This is a genomic window from Acidovorax sp. GW835-FHT14G06 (assembly GCF_058793595.1).
In genome coordinates this window covers 26,089-46,537 of sequence record NZ_JBXAGA010000017.1, presented here as the reverse complement: position 1 = coordinate 46,537, position 20,449 = coordinate 26,089, and the positions used below count along the sequence as shown (strand labels likewise).

26 protein-coding genes are annotated in these 20,449 nt (G+C 60.6%); 11 read left to right on the top strand and 15 right to left on the bottom strand.

The window, feature by feature from the left end:
• Positions 1-227 precede the first annotated feature (227 nt).
• The 3 genes from merA to merT form a co-directional block, all read right to left on the bottom strand.
• Complete coding sequence (gene merA / locus AC1Q64_RS22825) at positions 228-1,910, bottom strand: mercury(II) reductase (protein ID WP_492252917.1); 1,683 nt, start codon at positions 1,908-1,910, stop codon at positions 228-230.
• Between the two features lie 71 nt (positions 1,911-1,981).
• Positions 1,982-2,257: a mercury resistance system periplasmic binding protein MerP gene (merP, locus tag AC1Q64_RS22820; RefSeq protein WP_008905582.1), complete on the bottom strand. Its 276-nt coding sequence runs from the start codon at positions 2,255-2,257 to the stop codon at positions 1,982-1,984.
• 15 nt (positions 2,258-2,272) lie between these two features.
• Positions 2,273-2,623, bottom strand: a complete 351-nt coding sequence (gene merT / locus AC1Q64_RS22815) for a mercuric ion transporter MerT (RefSeq protein WP_108625377.1) — start codon at positions 2,621-2,623, stop codon at positions 2,273-2,275.
• A 70-nt stretch (positions 2,624-2,693) separates the two neighbouring features.
• Between merT and merR the strand changes: the two genes are divergently transcribed.
• The 3 genes from merR (at position 2,694) to AC1Q64_RS22800 (ending at position 4,311) form a co-directional block, all read left to right on the top strand.
• Entirely contained in the window at positions 2,694-3,122 is a 429-nt protein-coding gene (merR, locus tag AC1Q64_RS22810; protein ID WP_015012926.1) for a mercury resistance transcriptional regulator MerR, read from the top strand.
• Positions 3,123-3,319: 197 nt separating this feature from the next.
• Positions 3,320-3,691, top strand: coding sequence for a hypothetical protein (locus AC1Q64_RS22805; RefSeq protein WP_100409585.1), 372 nt, complete (start codon positions 3,320-3,322; stop codon positions 3,689-3,691).
• Positions 3,692-3,786: 95 nt separating this feature from the next.
• Entirely contained in the window at positions 3,787-4,311 is a 525-nt protein-coding gene (locus AC1Q64_RS22800; protein ID WP_108625378.1) for a DUF4148 domain-containing protein, read from the top strand.
• A gap of 142 nt (positions 4,312-4,453) precedes the next feature.
• Here AC1Q64_RS22800 and fliE read toward each other — a convergent pair whose 3' ends face one another.
• The 4 genes from fliE to AC1Q64_RS22780 all read right to left on the bottom strand — a co-directional run bounded on the left by fliE (position 4,454) and on the right by AC1Q64_RS22780 (position 8,346).
• A complete protein-coding gene (gene fliE, locus AC1Q64_RS22795) occupies positions 4,454-4,762 on the bottom strand; it encodes a flagellar hook-basal body complex protein FliE (RefSeq protein WP_015012923.1) in 309 nt (102 codons plus the stop codon).
• Positions 4,763-5,001: 239 nt separating this feature from the next.
• A complete protein-coding gene (locus AC1Q64_RS22790; RefSeq protein WP_108625379.1) occupies positions 5,002-6,264 on the bottom strand; it encodes a type II restriction enzyme NmeDI-related protein in 1,263 nt (420 codons plus the stop codon).
• Positions 6,257-7,663, bottom strand: coding sequence for a heavy metal sensor histidine kinase (locus AC1Q64_RS22785; protein WP_056419624.1), 1,407 nt, complete (start codon positions 7,661-7,663; stop codon positions 6,257-6,259). The genes AC1Q64_RS22790 and AC1Q64_RS22785 overlap by 8 nt, the downstream gene beginning before the upstream one ends.
• Positions 7,660-8,346: a heavy metal response regulator transcription factor gene (locus AC1Q64_RS22780; protein ID WP_015012920.1), complete on the bottom strand. Its 687-nt coding sequence runs from the start codon at positions 8,344-8,346 to the stop codon at positions 7,660-7,662. The genes AC1Q64_RS22785 and AC1Q64_RS22780 overlap by 4 nt, the downstream gene beginning before the upstream one ends.
• 228 nt (positions 8,347-8,574) lie before the next feature.
• On the opposite strand from AC1Q64_RS22780, the gene AC1Q64_RS22775 reads away from it, so the two are divergent.
• The 6 genes from AC1Q64_RS22775 (at position 8,575) to AC1Q64_RS22750 (ending at position 12,942) form a co-directional block, all read left to right on the top strand.
• Positions 8,575-8,808, top strand: coding sequence for a hypothetical protein (locus AC1Q64_RS22775; RefSeq protein WP_233247170.1), 234 nt, complete (start codon positions 8,575-8,577; stop codon positions 8,806-8,808).
• Positions 8,805-10,238 (top strand): TolC family protein, encoded by a 1,434-nt coding sequence (locus AC1Q64_RS22770; protein WP_108625380.1) that lies wholly within the window; start codon positions 8,805-8,807, stop codon positions 10,236-10,238. The genes AC1Q64_RS22775 and AC1Q64_RS22770 overlap by 4 nt, the downstream gene beginning before the upstream one ends.
• Before the next feature lie 19 nt (positions 10,239-10,257).
• Positions 10,258-11,670 (top strand): multicopper oxidase family protein, encoded by a 1,413-nt coding sequence (locus AC1Q64_RS22765; RefSeq protein ID WP_015012917.1) that lies wholly within the window; start codon positions 10,258-10,260, stop codon positions 11,668-11,670.
• A 35-nt stretch (positions 11,671-11,705) separates the two neighbouring features.
• Positions 11,706-12,191, top strand: coding sequence for a cupredoxin domain-containing protein (locus AC1Q64_RS22760; RefSeq protein ID WP_056419630.1), 486 nt, complete (start codon positions 11,706-11,708; stop codon positions 12,189-12,191).
• 38 nt (positions 12,192-12,229) lie between these two features.
• The gene (locus AC1Q64_RS22755; protein WP_108625381.1) at positions 12,230-12,571 is read left to right on the top strand and encodes a copper-binding protein; all 342 of its coding nucleotides are present in this window, start codon (positions 12,230-12,232) and stop codon (positions 12,569-12,571) included.
• 77 nt (positions 12,572-12,648) lie between these two features.
• A complete protein-coding gene (locus AC1Q64_RS22750) occupies positions 12,649-12,942 on the top strand; it encodes a hypothetical protein (protein WP_124515296.1) in 294 nt (97 codons plus the stop codon).
• 157 nt (positions 12,943-13,099) lie between these two features.
• Here the strand turns inward: AC1Q64_RS22750 and AC1Q64_RS22745 are convergent, their stop codons facing one another.
• Complete coding sequence (locus AC1Q64_RS22745) at positions 13,100-13,291, bottom strand: heavy-metal-associated domain-containing protein (RefSeq protein WP_056637557.1); 192 nt, start codon at positions 13,289-13,291, stop codon at positions 13,100-13,102.
• 60 nt (positions 13,292-13,351) lie between these two features.
• The gene (locus AC1Q64_RS22740) at positions 13,352-13,786 is read right to left on the bottom strand and encodes a Cd(II)/Pb(II)-responsive transcriptional regulator (RefSeq protein WP_108625382.1); all 435 of its coding nucleotides are present in this window, start codon (positions 13,784-13,786) and stop codon (positions 13,352-13,354) included.
• A 79-nt stretch (positions 13,787-13,865) separates the two neighbouring features.
• Here AC1Q64_RS22740 and AC1Q64_RS22735 point away from each other — a divergent pair, with 79 nt between their 5' ends.
• A complete protein-coding gene (locus AC1Q64_RS22735) occupies positions 13,866-16,187 on the top strand; it encodes a heavy metal translocating P-type ATPase (protein WP_492252916.1) in 2,322 nt (773 codons plus the stop codon).
• Positions 16,188-16,198: 11 nt separating this feature from the next.
• On the opposite strand, the gene AC1Q64_RS22730 is transcribed toward AC1Q64_RS22735, so the two are convergent.
• From AC1Q64_RS22730 to AC1Q64_RS22710, 5 genes are all read right to left on the bottom strand, one after another.
• Positions 16,199-17,254 (bottom strand): DMT family transporter, encoded by a 1,056-nt coding sequence (locus AC1Q64_RS22730; RefSeq protein ID WP_056637549.1) that lies wholly within the window; start codon positions 17,252-17,254, stop codon positions 16,199-16,201.
• A 396-nt stretch (positions 17,255-17,650) separates the two neighbouring features.
• On the bottom strand, positions 17,651-18,079 hold the full coding sequence (locus tag AC1Q64_RS22725) for a hypothetical protein (RefSeq protein WP_124511450.1): 429 nt from the start codon (positions 18,077-18,079) through the stop codon (positions 17,651-17,653).
• A gap of 24 nt (positions 18,080-18,103) precedes the next feature.
• On the bottom strand, positions 18,104-18,433 hold the full coding sequence (locus tag AC1Q64_RS22720) for a hypothetical protein (RefSeq protein WP_492252915.1): 330 nt from the start codon (positions 18,431-18,433) through the stop codon (positions 18,104-18,106).
• 76 nt (positions 18,434-18,509) lie between these two features.
• Entirely contained in the window at positions 18,510-18,644 is a 135-nt protein-coding gene (locus AC1Q64_RS22715; protein ID WP_255581832.1) for a hypothetical protein, read from the bottom strand.
• Between the two features lie 21 nt (positions 18,645-18,665).
• Positions 18,666-18,887 carry a hypothetical protein gene (locus tag AC1Q64_RS22710; protein WP_100409493.1) on the bottom strand — a complete coding sequence of 74 codons (222 nt, stop codon included), beginning with the start codon at positions 18,885-18,887 and terminating at the stop codon, positions 18,666-18,668.
• 113 nt (positions 18,888-19,000) lie between these two features.
• Here AC1Q64_RS22710 and AC1Q64_RS22705 point away from each other — a divergent pair, with 113 nt between their 5' ends.
• Positions 19,001-19,306 carry a helix-turn-helix domain-containing protein gene (locus tag AC1Q64_RS22705; RefSeq protein WP_492252914.1) on the top strand — a complete coding sequence of 102 codons (306 nt, stop codon included), beginning with the start codon at positions 19,001-19,003 and terminating at the stop codon, positions 19,304-19,306.
• Positions 19,307-19,338: 32 nt separating this feature from the next.
• Here AC1Q64_RS22705 and AC1Q64_RS22700 read toward each other — a convergent pair whose 3' ends face one another.
• Positions 19,339-20,229 (bottom strand): hypothetical protein, encoded by an 891-nt coding sequence (locus tag AC1Q64_RS22700; protein WP_199227777.1) that lies wholly within the window; start codon positions 20,227-20,229, stop codon positions 19,339-19,341.
• Positions 20,230-20,449: the final 220 nt, after the last annotated feature.

Here is a 20,449-nt window from a genome sequence, read left to right as displayed (position 1 = left end):
TTTGGAATACAGCAACACACCAGAAGATGATGGGTCGATGATATTTCTGTAATGCTGGCAGGCGCCGCTTTGGGCGCGCCGTGAAGCGTTTCGGATGCTGAGAAATTTCACTCAGAAAAGTGTCCCTGCACCAAGTTCGCTCGGCGTTGGCTGTTGCTTGGCAAGTCGGCGCCAATCAATAGCGATTTGAGCTACTGTGCGGGCACTCTCATCATCTCGCCCGCTTCTCATCCTGCACAGCAAGAAAGCTGCTTGACGTCCTTGCTGAAGGTCTGCGCCGCGAGCTTGAGTCCCTCGACCATCGTCAAATAGGGGAACAACTGGTCGGCCAGCTCCTGCACTGTCATGCGGTGCCGAATTGCCAGGGCCGCCGTCTGGATCAGTTCGCCAGCTTCCGGCGCGACCGCCTGCACGCCAATCAAGTGCCCGGTGGTATCGGTCACCAGCTTGATAAAACCACGCGTGTCGAAGTTGGCGAGCGCACGTGGCACGTTGTCCAGCGTCAACAGCCGGCTGTCGGTCTCAATGCCGCCATTGCGCGCTCCTGCTTCGGTGTAGCCCACGGTTGCTACTTGTGGATCGGTGAACACCACGGCGGGCATCGCGGTCAGGTCGAGTGCCGCTTCCCCACCGGTCATGTTGATGGCCGCGCGCGTGCCTGCGGTTGCGGCCACATAGACGAATTGAGGCTGGTCGGTGCAATCGCCTGCCGCGTAAATGTTCCGGCCACTGGTGCGCATGCCCTTGTCAACGACGATGCCCCCCTGCGCATTGACTGTGACCCCCGCCGCGTCCAGCGCGAGGCTGTGCGTGTTCGGTGTCCGCCCCGTTGCGACCAGCAGCCTGTCAGCGCGGATATCTCCGTGCCCCGTCGTCAGCACAAATTCACCGTCAACATGCGCGACCTGGCTGGCTTCCCTGTGCTCCAGCACCTCGATGCCTTCGGCACGAAAAGCAGCAGTCATGGCCTCTCCGATGGCCGGGTCCTCCCGGAAAAACAAGGTGCTGCGCGCCAGAATCACTACTTTGCTGCCTAGCCGGGCAAAAGCCTGGGCCAGCTCCAGCGCCACCACCGACGAGCCAATCACAGCCAGCCGTTCGGGAACGGTGGCACTGGCGAGCGCCTCCGTCGAAGTCCAGTAGGGTGACTCTTTCAAACCCGGAATCGGCGGTAGGGCCGGGCTGGCTCCTGTCGCGACCAAACAGCGGTCGAACACCACGATCTGCTCGTCCCCCTCGCTCAAACGGACGACAAGGCTCCGATCGTCCTTGAAACGCGCTTCACCGTGCAACACCGTGATGCCTGGGTTGCCGTCCAGGATGCCTTCGTACTTGGCATGGCGGAGTTCTTCGACACGTGCCTGCTGCTGCGCTAGCAACCGCTCGCGCAGGATCGTCGGCGGTGTGGGTGACATGCCCCCATCGAACGGGCTTTCTCGGCGCAGATGCGCGATATGCGCGGCGCGGATCATGATTTTGGACGGCACACAGCCAATGTTCACACAAGTTCCGCCGATGGTGCCTCGCTCCACCAGCGTGACGTGCGCGCCTTGCTCGACGGCCTTCAGTGCTGCCGCCATAGCGGCTCCACCACTTCCGATCACGGCTATTTGCAGCGGACGCTCGTTGCCACGGCGCTTGTCAGCGCCCCCTGTCCACTGACGCAGCTGATCGAGCGATCCAGCGTGGTTGTGTTTGGGGGGGACATCGGCGAGCATTGCTTTGTAGCCCAGTCTGGCCACAGCGGCAGTCAGAGCATCGGGCAATGTGCCCGGCAGGGTGACAAGTTGGGCAGTGCCTTCGGGGTGGGAGACAAATGCCGACTGTACGCCGGGCACGTCTTCCAAGGCTTTTTTGACGTGTGCCGCACACGAACCGCAGGTCATGCCGGTGATTGTCAGATGGGTCATGCGACAGATCCTTTTTGCTTGTGCGCGCCAGGTAACGGCATCACATGCGCTGCAGTGCAGTTGTCAATGCTTCACCGCTTGACACTGGATGGAAACCCCACCTCTGCGGTTGCCTTGGTCAGCTTCTGCACGCTGGTCTTTGCGTCATCGAAGGTGACAGCTGCGTCGCGCGTCTCAAAGGTCACCTCAACTTCGCTAACGCCTTCGATCTTGGAAAGCGCTTTTTTGACGATGATCGGGCAGGTGGAGCAGGTCATGCCGGGAATGGCCAGCATGACGGTCTGGGTGGCGGCCCACACGGGGACAACGGCCAGGGTGAGCGCCAGGGAGGCAAGTAGTTGTTTCATGAAGAACTCCTGTGATCAATAGAAAAATGGCATGACATAGGGGAACCCGAGCGCGACCACAATCAGTGCGGCCACGCTCCAGAAAATAAGCTTGTAGGCAGCTCGCACCTGGGGAATCGCGCAGATCTCCCCCGGTTTACAGGCTTGCACCGGGCGGTAAATGCGCCGCCAGGCGAAGAACAGCGCCACCAGCGCGACCCCGATGAAGATCGGGCGGTAGGGCTCCAGCGCGGTCAGGTTGCCAATCCATGCCCCGCTGAATCCCAGGGTGATCAGGACCAGCGGTCCGAGGCAGCAAGTCGAGGCAAGGATGGCCGCCAGCCCTCCGGCGAAGAGCGCTGTGCGCCCGTTGTTTGGCTCCGACATGCGCTTGACCTTTCAAAATTGGTTGAATCCCGTAACCTTACTTCCGTAGTCATGTACGGAGTCAAGCGGTATGAAAGCCAATTTGGAGAGTTTTACGATCGGCGCTTTTGCCGAGGCGGCCGGGGTCAATGTAGAGACCATCCGGTTCTATCAGCGCAAGGGATTGTTGCCCGAGCCGGCCAAGCCTCACGGCAGCATCCGCCGCTATGGAGATGCAGATGTGACGCGGGTGCGCTTCGTCAAAGCGGCTCAGCGCCTGGGCTTCAGCCTGGATGCAATAGCCGAGCTGCTGCGGCTAGACGATGGAACTCATTGTGAAGAAGCCAGCGCACTGGCTGAGTCCAAGCTCAAGGATGTGCGCGAGAAGATAGCCGATTTGGCACGCATGGAGTCGGTGCTGTCTGAACTGGTATGCGCATGCCATGCGAGAAAAGGGAATGTCTCCTGCCCGCTGATTGCGTCGCTGCAGGACGGCGGGAGACTCTCGTTGCCGCAATGAGGTGGCCGCAGTGTCGTATGACGCCCAGAACCGACGCGGGGGATGCACTCGGGTTTTAGTGGATTGCAGATTGCTGTCGAAAGCGTAATCAGGAGGTCACCTCCATGTGGGGCGGCAATTTTTAGACTTCTCTCCGTGGTGCAGAAAACGCCACCTGGATGAACCATATCGGGCATCCGGCGCCACAGGAGACCATCATGAAAGTTCGTACCGCAATCCTCGTCGCCAGCCTTGCTGCATCCGCCACCGCCTCTTTCGCAACTTCCGTTTACCACGCAAGCCCAAGCCAGGAGGAAGGCGTGAGCCTGGCCGCCGACCATTTGGGCAATGCGGTGAGCCGCCAAGCGGTCGAAAGCACCGTGCTGGCCGCTCAGAAGGACGGTTCGCTGTACTGGATCAGCCGTGGCTACCCTGCCACTTATCCACTCGTTCCGGGCCCCAAACTGACCAAGACCCGCCAGCAAGTCCTCGATGAGTTGCAGTCAGCCAAGCGCAACCCCGTCGGTCGTGACGGTGTACGGGATATGGGCGGCGAAGCTGGCTGGGTCGATGCCCGCCAACTGCCCTGAACCCTCTCAACGATCACCGGCAACCGCGTGCCCTCCCAAACCGGCCTGCGGTTGCACCTGAACCATTGCCATCTACCCAAAAAGGAAACCCCATCATGAAACTGAAGTCCACCCTCATCGTCCTTTCCCTCATCGCAGCCCCCGCTTTTGCGTCGGACCAAGCGGTCAGCAAGACGCGCGAACAAGTGCTGGCTGAATTGGCGCAGGCTCAGCAAAACGGCGAGATGCTTGCTGCAGGCGACTCGGGGATGACTCTCAAGCAAATCAACCCCGGAGCCTATCGCTCGACTACTTCGACTCAGGCTAGCAAATCCCGCGAGCAAGTGCGGGAAGAATTGGAGCAGGCTATCCGTACGGGTGACATCATGGTGGCCGGTGAATTCGGAGTCAAACGCAATGAGTTGATGTCTGGTCGCTATCCGATCGTGGCAGGCAAGTCGTTGAAGACGCGGGAACAAGTCAAGAGTGAGTTGGCACGCGCCATCCGCGAAGGCGAAATCGTCGCTGTGGGCGAAGACGGCCGCAAGCTCAACGAAATCTATCCTGACCGCTACCACGCTGCGCACCATGCTGCCGTGGCCACCACCTCGGACGAAGTCACCCAGGCCCCTCGGTTCTAAACGGGTTCTCCGGGCGGTCGGCTGCTGATCTGGAGGGGTCTTTCGAAACAGGGCCTCCTCCAATTGGCTCGCCATGCATGTCTGCGGCGCTAGCAGCAAGTGCGTGCGACATCTGCTTTTGCATTGCTCTGGCCTCCGAGCATCAGACTTGCATGTTCATCACATCGGTGTAGGCCTGGACAATGCGGTTGCGGCTCTGAAGAGTGGCCTGAAACGCGATGTTCGACTTGACTCCAGCGAGCATCGTTTCTTCAAGACTGACCGTGGGATTGCCGAATGTGACCTCGCGGCTTAGGCGACCAGACTCACTCTGCAACTGGCTTGTGGTTGAAAGCGCCTGCTTCATCGCGTCCAGAAAACCGCCTCCCTGGATGCTCGGTGCTTTGGGCACAGAGTTTCCCAGCGAACTGACAGGCAATAGTGCATCCAATGGCTTTGTCGTGACGTTCATGCCGAGGCTTTCTGGGGCGAAGAGTTTGCGAAGTTCTGCCTCGAAATCTGTACCGAGGCAACGCCCAATCGTAGAGATTGGAGTTCGATCTGTAGCTTTCGCAACGCAAGGCGCCACCCGTCAATCCCGCCGTTCGGGATAACAGAAACTTCATCTTGCCGACATCGCCGTGGGTCGCCGCATCCCTGGGGCCCAAAGAGCCGAGCGCAGCGAAGCGCGCCGCACGAAATAGCCGTGGCTCACAGCCGCTGCGAAATCTCCAGCAACGGCTTGATGCTGGACCCAAAGCGGCTCATGGAGGCATGGTTCTGCTCCAGCTGGCTGTAAGGCAAGTACCGGATTCCCAGCTCCGACACCCTGGAGAAGGCAGGCCTTTGAAGTTGCTCAGCGACCTTGTCTCTGCGATTGTCTGGAGCCACCAGAAACAGGGCGCAGTTGCCTGCAACCGGCGTGCCCAGGGCCAGATCGAGCATGCGTACGATGCCCGAATAGATGGACGTGGTGTGTTCGACTTCGAATGCGGCGGCGAATTGCGAGGTCTGGGGATCAACCCATACAACATCGATCAGTCGCACGGACTCCAGTCCTCGGTCCAGGCTGGCGGGCAACTGCGCCATGCATCCATCTCCCAGCAACCCCCCGCCATAGGCGCGGCCCCGGTCGTTGGACGCGATCCAGACCTCAAATCCGAGCGCCTTGCCCAGGTCGCGCAGCGAGGCCTGGACACCCGTGTGGGTCGCATCACTCTCGGTCGCTTGGGACAGTTCCCGTTGCAATGCGGTGGATTCCTGGCGCACACGTTCAAGGTCTTCTTGCCAGAGAGCTGTCGCCGCTGCATCCATTGCTTGTGGCGGCGCTGCATATCGGCCACTGCCAATGTCAAACATGAGTCCTGCAATCGCGCCCAGATCATTCGACAGTTTCAGCCGGTACTGCGCGTTCAGGCGCAGCAAGCCCTCCCGCATGGAGAGATAGTGCTCCCAGCGCCCGAGCTTCACGCGCCCCCCGGTCACCGCGTTGAACCCGTTGACGATGGCCGTGTTGAAGGGAGAGACCAGCGTTGGGTGGATGAAATACAGCAAGTTGGCGACTGCTGGGCCCAAGCCTTTGATGCCAATTGCATCAATGCGCTGTATGGCGGCCACCACGTCTTCTGCGCAGTCGCAGTGATCGCAAGTGTGAAGAAGATCTGCGAAGGCGAGCTGGTTGCTCGCATTCTCGTAGATATCCGGAATCCGCAGCTTGGGTTTCCAGAGGAAAGCGTGGTCCGCACCCTTGAAGATCTGGCGCTGCTCCGCCACGGACCCGACGATTGTCTCCAGCGAGGAGCCTCGGTAGGCGTTGCCAAACGTTCCGGCCCGGATGTCCTCCACCACTTGCGCAATGCCTCGGCGAATGGAGCGGAAGTTCTTGATCCGCTGATCCCACAAGAACCAGGTGTTGTAGGTGCTGCTCGGGTCTGCCTTCCAGCAGTCTATGAGAGTTTCCAAAGGGTCATGCATCTGTCGTGAGGTGCTTGCCAATGCTCTGTGCACTGGGGAAATACATCGAAAAACAAGTCCTGCCATCCGCCGAACTCACAGAAATCCGTCCCCGGTGTGCGTGAACAATCGCCTGGGTAATGGACAAGCCCAACCCCGCTCCGTCCGAGTCCAGCTGCTTGCGCGACTTGTCCGCCCTAAAGAAGCGGTCGAACAGGCGGGGGATCATCTGCGCCTCGATGGAAGGTCCAGTGTTGACGACGTCCACGGTGGTTCCGTGCAGGCCCCCCTGGATGTCCACGACCACCAGCTCGCCTGGTGGGGTGTAGCGAATGGCGTTGGACAGGAGATTGCTGAGCGCCCGGCGCAACATCAACCGGTCGCCTGTGATCTCCGCCGTCCCGATCAATTGCAGTCGGACTTGCTTCTCTTCTGCCAAGGCCTCGTAGAAGTCAAACAAAGCCTGAGCTTCATCATGGACCGCGATTCTTTCCGTGCTGGGAAGAATGAGACCGTGGTCAGCCTTGGCCAGGAACAACATGTCAGCCACCATGCGGGCCAGGCGCTGGTACTCCTCGGCGTTGGAGGCCAGTATGTCCTGGTACTCCTCAGAGGAGCGAGCCTGGCTGAGTGTGACCTGCGTCTGTGTCATCAGATTGTTGATCGGCGTACGCAGCTCGTGAGCCAGGTCCGAAGAAAACTCGGACAGGCGGTCGAACTCCTCCTTCAAGCGCCGGAGCATCTCGTTGAGGGTGGTCGCCAGGTCGGCCATCTCCACCGGAAACTCCTGGGTTGGCATCCGCTCGTCCAGTCGCTGTGCCGTGATGGCCATGGCGCGGGACCGCATGGCGCGAAGGGGGGCCAAGCCATTCTTTGCGGCCCACCAGCCCAGGATCCCAGCCACCAGCGTTGCCAATGCCACGTAGCTCACAAGTACCCAAATCAATTCGTACATGAAGTGCTTGTGGTGAGCAATGTCCACGGCCACCCAGACCTGCAGCGGCGGCTCTGCGGAATCAGGCAGCGTCACGGCTTCGGACATTCCCCGGTACTCACGGTCCTTGATTCGCCACGAGGCGACCCCCAAGCGGGAATGCTGGGTCCGCACGCTCAAGTCCGCAGGAAACTCAAAGTCTTCCGTCGAGTACAGCGATTGACCATTGCGAAGCACGGTGACGAAGAGGCCCTCATGGCTGTGCAAAACGTCATCCAGCCGCGTCTTCAGATCCTGCGGCGACTTCGATTTGCCGATGACCTCACGCGTCAGGTGAACCTTGTCACGCAGTGCATCGCGGTCAAGCTCCACGAAATGCCGGTCAATGGAAATCGCCACGAGAGTTCCCAGTCCAATTAGCACCAGCCCGGAAGCCAAAGTAAAAAAGACCGTCAGCCGTGTCGTGAGCGAGTACCGGGCTTTCACGCACGCTCCTGCGGCGCTTCAAGCACATACCCCATGCCTCGCACCGTCTGGATCAGCTTGGCGTCATAGGCATCGTCAATCTTGGCCCGAAGCCTGCGCATCGCCACCTCGATCACGTTGGAATCGCTGTCGAAATTCATATCCCACACCTGCGACGCGATCAGAGAGCGCGGCAGAACTTCCCCTTGGCGGCGCATCAGCAGCTCCAGGAGTCCGAACTCCTTGGCCGTGAGGTCGATGCGTTTGCCAGATCTGCTGACTCGCCGCCGCAAGAGGTCTAGTTCTAGATCGGCCACCTGGAGGACCGTCACCTCGGTGCCATTGCGACCACGCCTGAGGATGGTGCGCGCTCGCGCCAATAGCTCGGCAAAGGAAAACGGTTTGACCAGGTAGTCGTCCGCCCCCAGTTCCAACCCTTTGATCCGGTCTTGCACCTGATCCTTGGCCGTGAGAAACAGTACGGGCATCTCCAGGCCCCGGCGACGCAGATTGGTGAGCACCTGCCAGCCATCCATCCCAGGAAGCATCACATCCAGGATCACCAGGTCGTAGTCACCTTCCTGGGCCAGATGCAGGCCATCGACTCCGTTGTGAACCAGATCGGCGTTGAACCCTGCCTCACGCAAGCCTTGGCGCAAGTATTCGCCGGTTTTGATTTCATCCTCGACGATCAATATCTTCACGGGATCTCCCTGTCTGCGAATGGCGGCAAGTGTGCCCTCAGATCGCTGGCTTTCTTCCAGATGACAAAGATGTAATGAAGCCGTTATGTCGGCGGAAGCCTTGGGATCACACAATGCGTTGCATCAAGAACGCATGGTGAACCTATGAAAATTTCCTGGCTTTCACGACCTATATCAACCCCCTGGCTAGCCGCCGCGCTAATAGCGCCGTCCCTGGCTCTGGCTCAGATGCCAGAGGGCGAATCCGCCAAGGTGGACTATCAGCTTTCGTACCGATCAGCCCTCTCGGGCTACGAAGCCTACAAAGAGCAATCCGTCCAGCCCTGGAAAGCGGCCAATGACAAGGTGGGCGAGATCGGAGGCTGGCGCACCTATGCCAAGGAAATTCGCCAGACGGCACCCACAACCGGCCAGGACCAACCCGCGCAGGGCCATGACGCACACCACGGGGGCAAACAATGAACCGCCCCTTGCACACGCCCCGCGCCAAACTCGTGATCGCCGTGGCCGCAGTGGCGGTCTTGTCTGGTTGCGCCAGCGTGAATCTGGAGCAGAACCTCACCAGCGCCAATACAGCCGCAAGCGGTTTCACGGACGGCCAGCTTACCTTGGCCCGGGACCAGAGCGAGCGGGACGCCTTGCGCCAGCGCGCTTCGGATCTGCTGGCCAAGCCGCTCAGTCAGAAGGATGCCGTTCAACTCGCACTCGTCAATAGCCCATCCCTGCAGGCCATCGTGGCTCAAAACTGGGCGGACGCTTCCACGGCAGCCCAGTCCGGCCGCATCGCCAACCCCATCCTGAGCCTGGAGCGCGTTCGCCTGGGCAGCGAGACGGAGATCGGCCGCCTCCTGTCCTTCGGGCTGCTGGACCTGCTGACCTTGCCGACGCGCAAAGGCATCGCCGAGCAGCGCATCAAGCAGACCCAGTTGCGCCTGAGCAGCGAGGTAGTGGACCAAGTCACGCAGGTACGTCAGGCATGGGTACGCGCCGTTGCCGCGCAACAAACGCTGGCCTACACCCAACAGGTCGTCGCCAGCGCCCAAGCCAGTGCCGAACTGGCCAAGCGCATGCAGGCGGTGGGCAATTTCAACAAGCTTGACCGTGCACGCCAGCAAGCGTTCTATGCCGACACAGCGACCCAGCTGGCCAGTGCCCAGCACCAAGTCACGGCAGCCCGTGAGGAACTGGTCCGGCTGCTGGGTCTGGACGACAGCCAAGCCCAACAGCTCAAGTTGCCTGAGCGCCTGCCCACACTGCCCAAGGAGCCGCTGTCTGCATCGGACGCGGGCCGCCAAGCGTCTAAGGGGCGGCTGGATCTGCAGATCGCGAAGGCTGACTACGACGCAGCTGCACGCGCGCAAGGCTGGAACAGGATCACGACCTTCACAGACATCGAGTTGGGCGTGCGGCGCGACTCTGTCTTTGATGCCGCCGAGAACACCCACTCCACGCGACGCGGCTTCGAGATCAGCCTGCAGCTGCCGATCTTCGACTGGGGTGGAATGCGGCGCGACGCCATGAATGCGCAGACCCTGGCTGCGGCCAACCGCCTGGAAGCAACCGCACGCGCGGCGGGTTCGAACCTTAGGGAGAGCTACTCCGCGTACCGCACTGCATATGACATCGCGCGTCACCACCGCGACGAGGTGATTCCCCTGCGAAAAACCATCTCCGAAGAAAACCAGCTTCGCTACAACGGGATGCTGATCAGCGTTTTCGAGTTGCTTGCCGACTCCCGCGACCAGGTGAACTCGGTGATGGCGGCCCTGAACGCCGAACAGCAGTTCTGGCTGGCGGACGCCGCCCTTCAGGCCTCTCTCATCGGCAAGCCCACCAGCGCTGGCGTCTCGGGCGGTGGCGCAGCCGCTGCCGAAGCCGGTGCAGGCCACTGATCCCCTCAAGGAAACCAACATGAATTCAAGAAGAGATTTTTTCCGGTTTGCTGGCATTGCCGGAGGGGCCGTGGCCGCAGCGAGTGTGAGCCGCGTGGCAATGGCCGCACTGCCAGAACCCGTGTACCAGACAAGCGCAGACACCATGGCGCCGCTGGTGCCCAACTCCGGGCGCCCCTACAACCCGGTGGTCACGCTCAACGGCTGGACGCTGCCCTGGCGCATGAACCAGGGGGTCAAGGAGTTCCACCTGGTGGCAGAACCCGTCGTGCGCGAAATGGCCCCTGGCTTCAAGGCCCACCTTTGGGGATACAACGGCCAGAGTCCTGGTCCCACCATCGAAGTGGTGGAAGGCGACCGCGTTCGCATTTTTGTGACCAACAAGCTGCCCGAGCACACCAGCATCCACTGGCATGGACAGCGTTTGCCCAATGGCATGGACGGTGTGGCGGGATTGAACCAGCCCGCAATCCAGTCGGGCAAGACCTTCGTCTACGAATTCGTGGCGCGCCGTCCAGGTACCTTCATGTACCACCCGCACGCCGATGAGATGACCCAGATGGCCATGGGCATGATGGGCTTTTGGATCACGCATCCAAAGACCAAGCATCCGCTGATTGATGAAGTGAATCGAGACTTTTGCTTCCTGCTCAGTGCCTACGACATTGAGCCCGGGGCCGCTACGCCGAAGGTCGCGGAAATGCTGAATTTCAATTTATGGACTTGGAACAGCCGCATCTTTCCTGGCATCGACTCCTTGAACGTCCGGCTCAATGACAAGGTGCGTATTCGCATCGGCAATCTCACCATGACCAACCACCCCATGCACTTGCACGGTCACGAGTTTTTGGTGACGGGCACGGATGGTGGTCCTACACCCAAGAGCACCCGTCTCTATGAAGTGACCACCGACGTGGCCGTGGGCCAGATGCGCCAGATCGAGTTCCTCGCGGACGAAGAAGGTGACTGGGCATTCCACTGCCACAAGAGCCACCACACCATGAATGCAATGGGTCACGACATTCCCACCATGATTGGCGTAGACCACCGGGGCGTGGCCAAGAAGATCAACAACCTGATCCCCGACTACATGGTCATGGGCGAACGGGGCATGGCGGACATGACCGAGATGGAGATGCCCATCCCGGACAACACCATTCCCATGATGACCGGGGAAGGCCCGTTCGGGTCGGTCGAAATGGGCGGGATGTTCAGCGTCGTCAAAGTACGCCGCGACCAGAAACCGGGCGACTACAAAAATCCGGGTTGGTACAAGAACCCAGAGGGCACGGTGGCGTACGAGTACACCGGCCCGATGGCGGAGCCTGCCCGCTTCAAGGCCGAGGGCGGCCAATCCATGCCCCGCAAAGAGAAGTCCAGTTCGGACACTGTCGTCAAGGTCAAAAAGCCGTCTTCGCACAGCGGCCACTGATCGCCTCCTTTCCTCATCCACAACCCAAGGTAACTATGAAACGCACTCTTTCCCTGATCGCCGCCTCCGCCCTGGTGGCCCTGTCCTTCAACAGCTTTGCGGGCGGTACCCACAGCGGCGGTCACGGCCATGGAAGCGAGGAGTCAGCCATCGGCGAACCAGGCAAAGCCTCCAAAGTCAGTCGCACAATCAACGTGGACATGGCTGACACCATGCGCTTCACGCCCGCCGCGATCTCCGTCAAGCAGGGCGAAACGGTCAAGTTCGTGATCAAGAACAGTGGCCAGGTCAAGCATGAGTTCAGCCTGGGCACCGATGCCGAACTCAAGGAGCACTACGAGACGATGAAGAAGTTCCCGGACATGGAGCATGACGAGCCCAGCAAGGTGTCGCTGGCCCCCGGCAAGCAAGGCGAAATCATCTGGCAGTTCACCAAGGCTGGCGAAGTGAAGTTCGCCTGCCTGTACCCAGGCCACTACGACGCAGGCATGAAGGGCCAGGTCACGGTGGTCAAGAAGTAATCGGGGAATCCCTGCACGCAATTGAACAAGGAGCTCGTATGAAAAACGCAAACACTTTATTGATCGGCGCTATGTTGTCGCTGGTCACTCTCATGCCGCTGTCGGCCGTGGCGCAGGCCGCTGGAGACGCCGGAAAAGCCGCATCCACGACCGCAGCCTCCATGACCGATGGAGAGGTGCGCAAGATCGACAAGGACGCCGGCAAGATCACCATCAAGCATGGCGACATCAAGCACTTGGAGATGCCGGGGATGACCATGGTGTTTGCTGCCAAGGACAAGGCCCTGCTCGACAAGACGCAGGTCGGCGACAAGATCCGTTTCATGGTGATCAACGAGGGCGGAAAGATGGTCGTCACCGCCATCGAGCCTGCCAAGTAAGCACAAGGAGTGCCTCGCCGCGCCCTCAAGAAAGGGGGCGCTCTTCTGTTCGCACGTCAACCTACCAAGGAAAAATCATGAAAACTCTCCTTATCGCCCTGGCCATGACCGCCGCATCGTCCGCATTCGCTGCTGGCGACACCCAAGAGGCCACGCCCTACACCAACTCCAAGGCGCAAGCGCATGGCGAGGAACACAAAAAGGCCCGTCCTGCGACCGGTGTGAAGCGGACCAAGGATGGCAGTACGGCGCGGGGTGAAGGCTCTGGCATCGCCGACACCAGCAAGGCCGAAGCCCGTGGTCAGGAAAAGGCCAATGCGCGGGAAGCCATGCCGCACAAGGAAGCCACTCCGGGCTCCACGCCCAAGTAGTTCCGAGACAGAGAGGTGGCAAAAAAGTAGCAACCGCCCAAAGACCTCAGGCCGACCATCGCTGCGTCAAGGCGATGGTCGGCGGCTCCAAGGCGGTTTCAATACCCACCGCGATGAACGTGTGCCGGAGCAGATCTTTTGCGGTACGGACGCGTAGTCAAGAGGGCGGGTAGCCCGCCTCGGTGAGCGCTTCCGCAAGCGTCAGACGGTCTTCAGCACTCTGCACCGTAACCAAGCGCTTGGACATGTCCACCTGCACCTTGCAGCCAGGATCCACCATCTGCAGTGTCTGGTTCACCATCCCTGCGCAGTGCCCGCAGGTCATGTCGGGAAGCTGGAATTCATGCATTTACTTCTCGTGGCAAAGAGTTGAGAGGAGTGCAGTCTCGGACTTGCCACAGTGGCAAGGTCAACCACTTTTTTCTCCATGGCACAGACAGGCCTCACCATGGGCTGCCGCGACAAGCTCGTTAAGAATTCCACAGCTCTGATGCGCATGCTCTCCACTGCATGCTGAGCGCAGCTGCAGCAGTTGCTTTTCCAACGCCATCATGCTGATGATGCGAGCGCGCAGCCGACTTAGCTGGTCATCGATCAAATGGTTGACGTCTGCGCACGCCTCTTGCGGGGCATCCAATGCACCCAATAAGCTCTTTATGTCAGCCAGCGGGATGTCCAGCGCCCTGCAGTGCCGCACAAACGACAACCGCTCCAGGTGGGCCGGAGCGTAGTTGCGATAGCCATTGGCCAGCCGCGCGGGTAGAGGCAAGAGGCCTTCCTTTTCGTAAAAACGGATCGTTTCGGCATCAACGCCTGTTGCGGCGGCCAGTTCCTTGATCTGCATGTTGAGAGCTGGATATTGGGAAGTCTTGACACTGTAGCGACTCCAAGGTTTCCAATCGAGGCATCAAGGAGAGAAATTTATGAAATCCTGCTGCGACGAAGCACAAAAACCAACCTCCCAGGACCCATGCTGCGCTCCAGCCGCTCCCGTCTCTACTCAGCTTGATTCCTGTTGCGCCAGCCCGGTTGCGGCCTCTCCAGATACTTGCTGTACCCCACATTCGCTAGCAACCGCAGCGCCTTCGTTTGCAAATGGGCGTGGCCCCCAGGGAGCCATGTTCCGCATCGAGGCCATGGACTGCGCAGCCGAAGAAAGTGAGATCCGCCGCGCGCTGAAGTCAATTGCCGGGGTGCGCGGCCTGGGGTTTCAGCTCGGCGCACGCACGCTGACCATTGACGCCCCTGATGCTGTGATTCCTCAAGCCTTGGCGGCCATTCGCAAGGCAGGGTTCGACCCGCAGCCCGTGGCAACCGCTGCGGCAACGGGCGAAGCCCCTGGGCGGGCCTCCACCACCGACGAACTCGGGCGTATGGGGTTGGCGCTGGGCCTGGCCGTCTGCGCCGAAGCCGTGGCCTTCTTCTCTCCAGACACGCTGGCCTTCAAGGGCATTGGCATGGCCCTGGCGGCGGCGGCCATCTGGCTGGCGGGCTTTTCCACCTACCGCAAGGGGTTTGCCGCCTTGCTGCAGGGACGGCTGAACATCAATGCGCTGATGACGGTGGCCGTGACCGGCGCGTTTCTCATTGGCCAATGGCCAGAAGCCGCCATGGTGATGGCCCTCTATGCCATTGCTGAATTGATCGAAGGCCGCGCGGTAGACCGTGCACGCAATGCCATCAAGAGCCTGTTGGATCTCACGCCCGAGACGGCCGAAGTACGCCAGCCTGACGGCAGCTGGAAATCGGTGGCCGCTGCACAGGTTCCCGTCAACGCCATCGTCCGGGTCAGGCCGGGCGAGCGCATGCCGCTGGACGGCACGGTGGCCGTTGGGACCAGCGCAGTCAACCAGGCGCCGGTCACGGGAGAGAGCATTCCGGTGGACAAGGTTCCTGGAGATCCCGTGTTTGCTGGCACCATCAACGAAACAGGCACCCTGGAGGTGATGGTCACGGCAGAGGCCAGCAACACCACCTTGGCCCGCATCATTCACTCGGTGGAACAGGCGCAGGGCTCACGCGCCCCCACACAGCAGTTCGTGGACCGGTTTGCTGCCATTTACACCCCGGCTGTGTTCATCATGGCCGTTCTTGTGGCGACGCTCACTCCGGTCTTTATGGACCTGACGTGGGTGGATGCCGTCTACAAGGCTCTGGTACTGCTGGTCATCGCCTGCCCCTGTGCGCTGGTGATCGCAACGCCGGTGACGGTGGTCAGTGGTCTGGCTTCTGCGGCCCGGCGTGGCATCCTCATCAAGGGCGGGGTTTACCTGGAAGACGCGCACAAACTCAAGGCCATTGCGCTCGACAAGACCGGCACGATCACGGAAGGAAAACCCAAACTGGTGGCCCAGCACGTGCTGGCCAGAACGTATCCCGAAACCCAGATTCTGGGCTGGGCGGCGGACCTGGCCGGTCACTCTGACCACCCCGTGTCCAAGGCCATCGCGCAAGGACTGTCTGCTGGCCAGGGCATCGTGGCAGGCTTCACGGCCCTTGCCGGACGTGGTGTGGAAGCCCAGCTTGATGGCCAACCCCTGATTCTCGGGAATCACCGGCTCATCGAGGAACGGGGTCTTTGCAGCCCCGCCATTGAGGCGCTGCTACAGGCACAGGAATCGCAGGGCCGCACGGTGACCCTTCTGGCCAGTCAATCGGAGGTTCTTGCCATCTTTGCGGTGGCCGACACCATCAAGGACAGCTCACGGGAGGCCATCGCCCAGCTACACGCGCTGGGAATCGCCTCGGTCATGCTGACCGGAGACAACCAAGCCACGGCAGAGACCATCGCCAAACAGGCGGGCATCGACCAGGCGCATGGAAACCTGCTGCCAGAAGACAAGCTGTCGGCCATTGAGCAGATGCAGGCCCAGTACGGTGCCACGGCGATGACGGGGGATGGCATCAATGACGCACCTGCGCTGGCACGCGCCGACATCGGCCTTGCCATGGGTGCAGCAGGAACCGACACGGCCATGGAGGCTGCGGACATCGTCATCATGAATGACGATCTGCGCCGCATCCCCGAAGTCATCCAGCTCTCCAGGCGCACGCGGGGCATCCTTCTTCAGAACATCGTGCTGGCGCTGGGTATCAAGACGGTGTTCTTGGTGCTTGCGGTCTTTGGGAACGCGTCGATGTGGATGGCGGTTTTTGCGGACATGGGGGCCAGCCTCCTGGTGGTTGGCAATGGGCTGAGGCTGCTGCGCGGCACGCGCGCTCACGCGGTCCGCGCTGTTGGTTAGATCTAGCGGGTTCAGTGAACGTGCTGATGGTGCACGTCAGGAGCATGGGGATGGGCGTGGGTCACAGGCTCATGGGTGTGCTTGTGGCTGTGGCTGCCAGTTGGCATTACTACGTGCACATGTGCATGGTGCCCATCGTCGTGCCGGTGAGCATGCTCATGCTCCAGCACTTCGTGCGTGTGCTCGTGTCCATGGCTTTCCGCCAGATGGAGCATTACTCCCGCCAACATGAACACTCCACCCAAGAGCATAAACCACCCCGCAGAGCGTTCCCCGAAACCGAAGGCCACGGCAGCACCAATGAAGGGCGCGAAGGCGAACACCGAGCCCGTCCGCGCCGCACCAAATGCCCGCTGGGCCAGGAGGTAACAGCGCAGACTCAGGCCGTAACCAGTGGCTCCAACGGCGAGAAGTCCCAGTGCTGCGGACAGGGAAGGCAAAGGCTCCCCAGTCGAAACAGCCAATGCAGCCGTCGCTGCGGCCCCCAGGGTGGCCTTGGCCATCACCACCTGGCTGGGGTCGCGCTCAGCCAGCCCACGGGACAAGGTGTTGTCCACCCCCCAGGCGACCGTGGCCAGCAGCACGGCAAGCAGCCCCAGCAACTGCACGCCTCCTTGCAGGCCTTGGTCCAGAACGAGCGCCATTCCTCCTGCGAGCAGCAACAGCATGGCGGCCCACACGCGGCGGTCCATGGTTTCGCTGTACAGCCACCATGCCAGCGTGGCGGTGAACAGCGCTTCCAGAGTGAGCATGAGCGACGCGCTGGCTCCGCTCGTGTGCTGCAGGCCCCAGGCCAGGGCCACCGGCCCCAGCGCGGCGCCAAAGCCAGCCATCGCCAGAAGGCGCGGAATGTCGGACCTCTGCACTCGCGCTTCATGCGCAGCAGTCCGCAGCGACAGTGCCCCGATCAGGGCCGCTCCTAAGTACAGCAGCGCTGCGGTCGTGAAGGCCCCGAGCCCTGCGCCCAGCCTCTGTACCGCGGGCGTGCTGATGCCGAAGAGTACCGCCGCCAGCAGGGCGAGAAAGCCACCGCGCAAGGCGGGAAGATGCAAAGGGTCACGCTTCATAGGTGAGGGATTTGAGCACGACATCGGAGTCTGGTAATCCCCAGAACTGGACAAGGCAAGGGGTTCAAAGACGGAAATAGCTGACTCGACGAGAAGTGGAAGGTCTGCTTTCGAAGAAAGCGGCCAACGACATTGTCAGACTGAGCGACGGCAACCAGCCTGAAGCAGCCGTATTGACCATTTTTCAGCTGCATTCGTTCGCTTCATCCCATCCAAAGAAATCACCTCCCACTGGAAGCCCTCGCTTCTTATCTTGTGTGGGACGACCATCAGCGCCACCCCCCGAGCTGCGTTCACATCTGCTCAGACCAAAAAAAGAAGCCACAATAAAAAAGGGACCAGGCCACAGCCTAGTCCCCTTCAACAAGTAGTGGCCAACGCCACATTCGCCAGGCCTCACCCCAGCCTGCACAACTCCATGTTTACCTTGACGAGCTCTGACTCGTGAACCCACCCGAGGGTGGAGTTCGGACCAAACTCGGCGTCATGGACTCCCTTCAACTGCACCCACTCCTGAAACCGCCCCACCACCCGCAAGGTAAAGCCCTTCATCAGGATCATCTTGGGCTTGGTGTCCTCGTACGGCACAGCAGTCTCAAATACCCGCGTGCCTACAAACACCGTACGGTTCTTCACCTCCTTGCTCAGCGGCCGCACGCAAGCCGAAGTCTCCGGCTGTGGTGACTGCGCCCATGCGCCTTGCACCAACAACGCACACAAAAGGCTGCCAGCTAACAATAGGGCAGGGCAGGTAACTCCCTGGAGGTGCCTAGGAATTGCATTCGTTCCAACATCTTGAACCTGCTTATTTTTTGTTGTCTTCATTGCATATCTCCTTTCCGCGCCAGATCAGCGCCCGTGTTTCTCAACACACTCGATCAAAGCCTTCGCAAAATCTGCCTGCAGGGTCTGCAGCGGAATCCCGCCCCGGCTCTCCGCAAACTCATCCAGGTTCTTGAGGTCGTAGCGCTCGCCCATCTTGTCCACCGCGCACTGACAGGTCTTCTTGCTGCTGCCCCCATCAGTGCAGCCCTTGACCATCATTCGTTCCGTCTTGGAGCCAGAACACCCCACCAAAGCCAGCGCGGCACCCAACGTGAGTGCTGTGATCACACCCCTGGACCCACGGATCCAGCTCTGCAGACCCACTGGCTGCGCCCCCGTCATTCCGAATCGCATAACCTCTCCTTGTGTAAAAAAACGCACGCCCAGTCCTCCAGGCGCGCTCATCGTTCTGTTCCCAACTCAAAGCCCCTCACCGCTTGCCGCTGTTGGCCATCCCAATCAGCAACCACAGCGCCAAAATTCCCAGCCCAGACCAGAAGCCCAGCGAGGCAAAGAACAGGTAGACCATCAAACACACCAAAATCACCTGTGCCAAAAACGCCATGGCGCTTGCTCCTTTCCAGCCTTAACTGGCCATCACAAACGCCACCATGGCAACAATCAGCAAGCCACCGATGAACTTGCCCAGACCTGGCAAGACCACCACCGGCCACACCAAGCCTTGACCCAGGTGGTACGCAAAACTCCGATAGGGCTCATCCCCCCAGTTGTTGGCATAGACCGCATACAGCAGCCCGATCAAGAAATACCCCACCAACACCCAACGACCCCAAGCAACCCGCTTCATGGCAATTCCTCCTAAAGTTGAAGCACTTAAAAATCCCCGTTCTCACATGGAGGAGCTTCATAAGTGAAGCAAACTCCGTAGATGCAAAGAAGGCAAAACCGCATCCTCCCGCGGTGTCTGCCAAACCCACGCCCCCGACCCATCTGCCCGACCCGGGCAACGTGCGCGAAATCCTCGCGTACTGGATTCGGCTACTGCGTGTAGAAAAAGGCTGGTCCCAAGAGCGCCTGGCCCACGAGTGCGAACTCGACCGCACCTACGTCTCAGCGGTCGAGCGCTGCCGCTGGAACATCGCCCTGGCCAACATCGAGCGCCTGGCTCAGGCCCTGGGCGTGGAGCCCTGGACCCTGCTCAAACCCCCAGAGCAAGCGATCAAGCCCGCACGCAAAGCTGCCCGAAAGACCCCCGCCAAAGCTTGAGCCTGCGGCCAAACGCAAAGGTACAAGCTCCTTCATTGCGAAGGCACCGGCTTACCGTCCAGCGTGAGTGCCCCCTGCTGGTACACAAACTCCACCATCTTCAGAGCCGCCTTACGCTGCTCTTCCTCTGGCTCAAACGGCCCTGCAAACCCCAGCATCCGGATGGACAACCTGGGTGCCTGGTTCCGCTTCTCCTCGACCACGGCAAACACCCGGTCTGAGCAGGACCCAAACTTCGGCGACACCTGTACCCCCTGGGCGGATACCGCCAGGAGCTGAAACAGGGCAGGGCAGGCGGTCCCCGATCCGCTTTGCAGCAACAGCACATCTTCTGCACCCACCGGCGCATGGCGCACGATGCGCACGGATTCCTCCTGAGGCGATAGAACGGTTTGCCCGTTTAAAACAACCGAAGAATCTCCCTCCTGCACAGCCACAACCCCAAACCGGGTCTTGACCTGCATCTCAGGCTCCTCCAGCGCAGACTCCACGCGGGCATCTCCCGCGTCAATCATCCCCAGCCAAGCCGACGGCGAAACACTGAACCCCAACTCACCCAAGACCTTGGTGGCCGGTGCCTGACTGTCCAGCGGCCTGGCCCGCACCCCCTCGACCAGACACGGCATGTTCTGCACACACTGCGACAAAAGCCGCTGGCCCAGAGCACTCTTTGGATCGAACACAAACGCCACCAGATCCCCCGTCTCTGGGCTGACCTCGAACACGGCCCCCTGTTCCCCCCGGCGATCCAGCACCCCAGCGATCTCCAGAAACCCCGAAACCGTCTGCACCGGCAACTCCGGCGCTTGCACTTCGGCCTCCTTGCGCTGGCAACCGCCCAGCGACCCAGCTAGGCCCAACACCGCTAACGAAACAACCACCAGGCTTGGCGCAAGCCGCACCCTTCTTCTCATGGACTGCATAAAACTCCCTCTCTGTTAGTAAATGATATGTGATGCAAATACATCAATTGAACGCCAACCAAAGACCATCGGTTGACCGATTGCTGAACGGGCAGGGATGGGGAAGTGGCTGCGAGATCTTTGCCGCAGCTCAGCCGCTACCGTGTGAGATGTTCCATATGGAGCGAGAACATCCCTGCCCGTGACCAGCTTCCCCCGTGGACCTGCACAAACTCCGTTG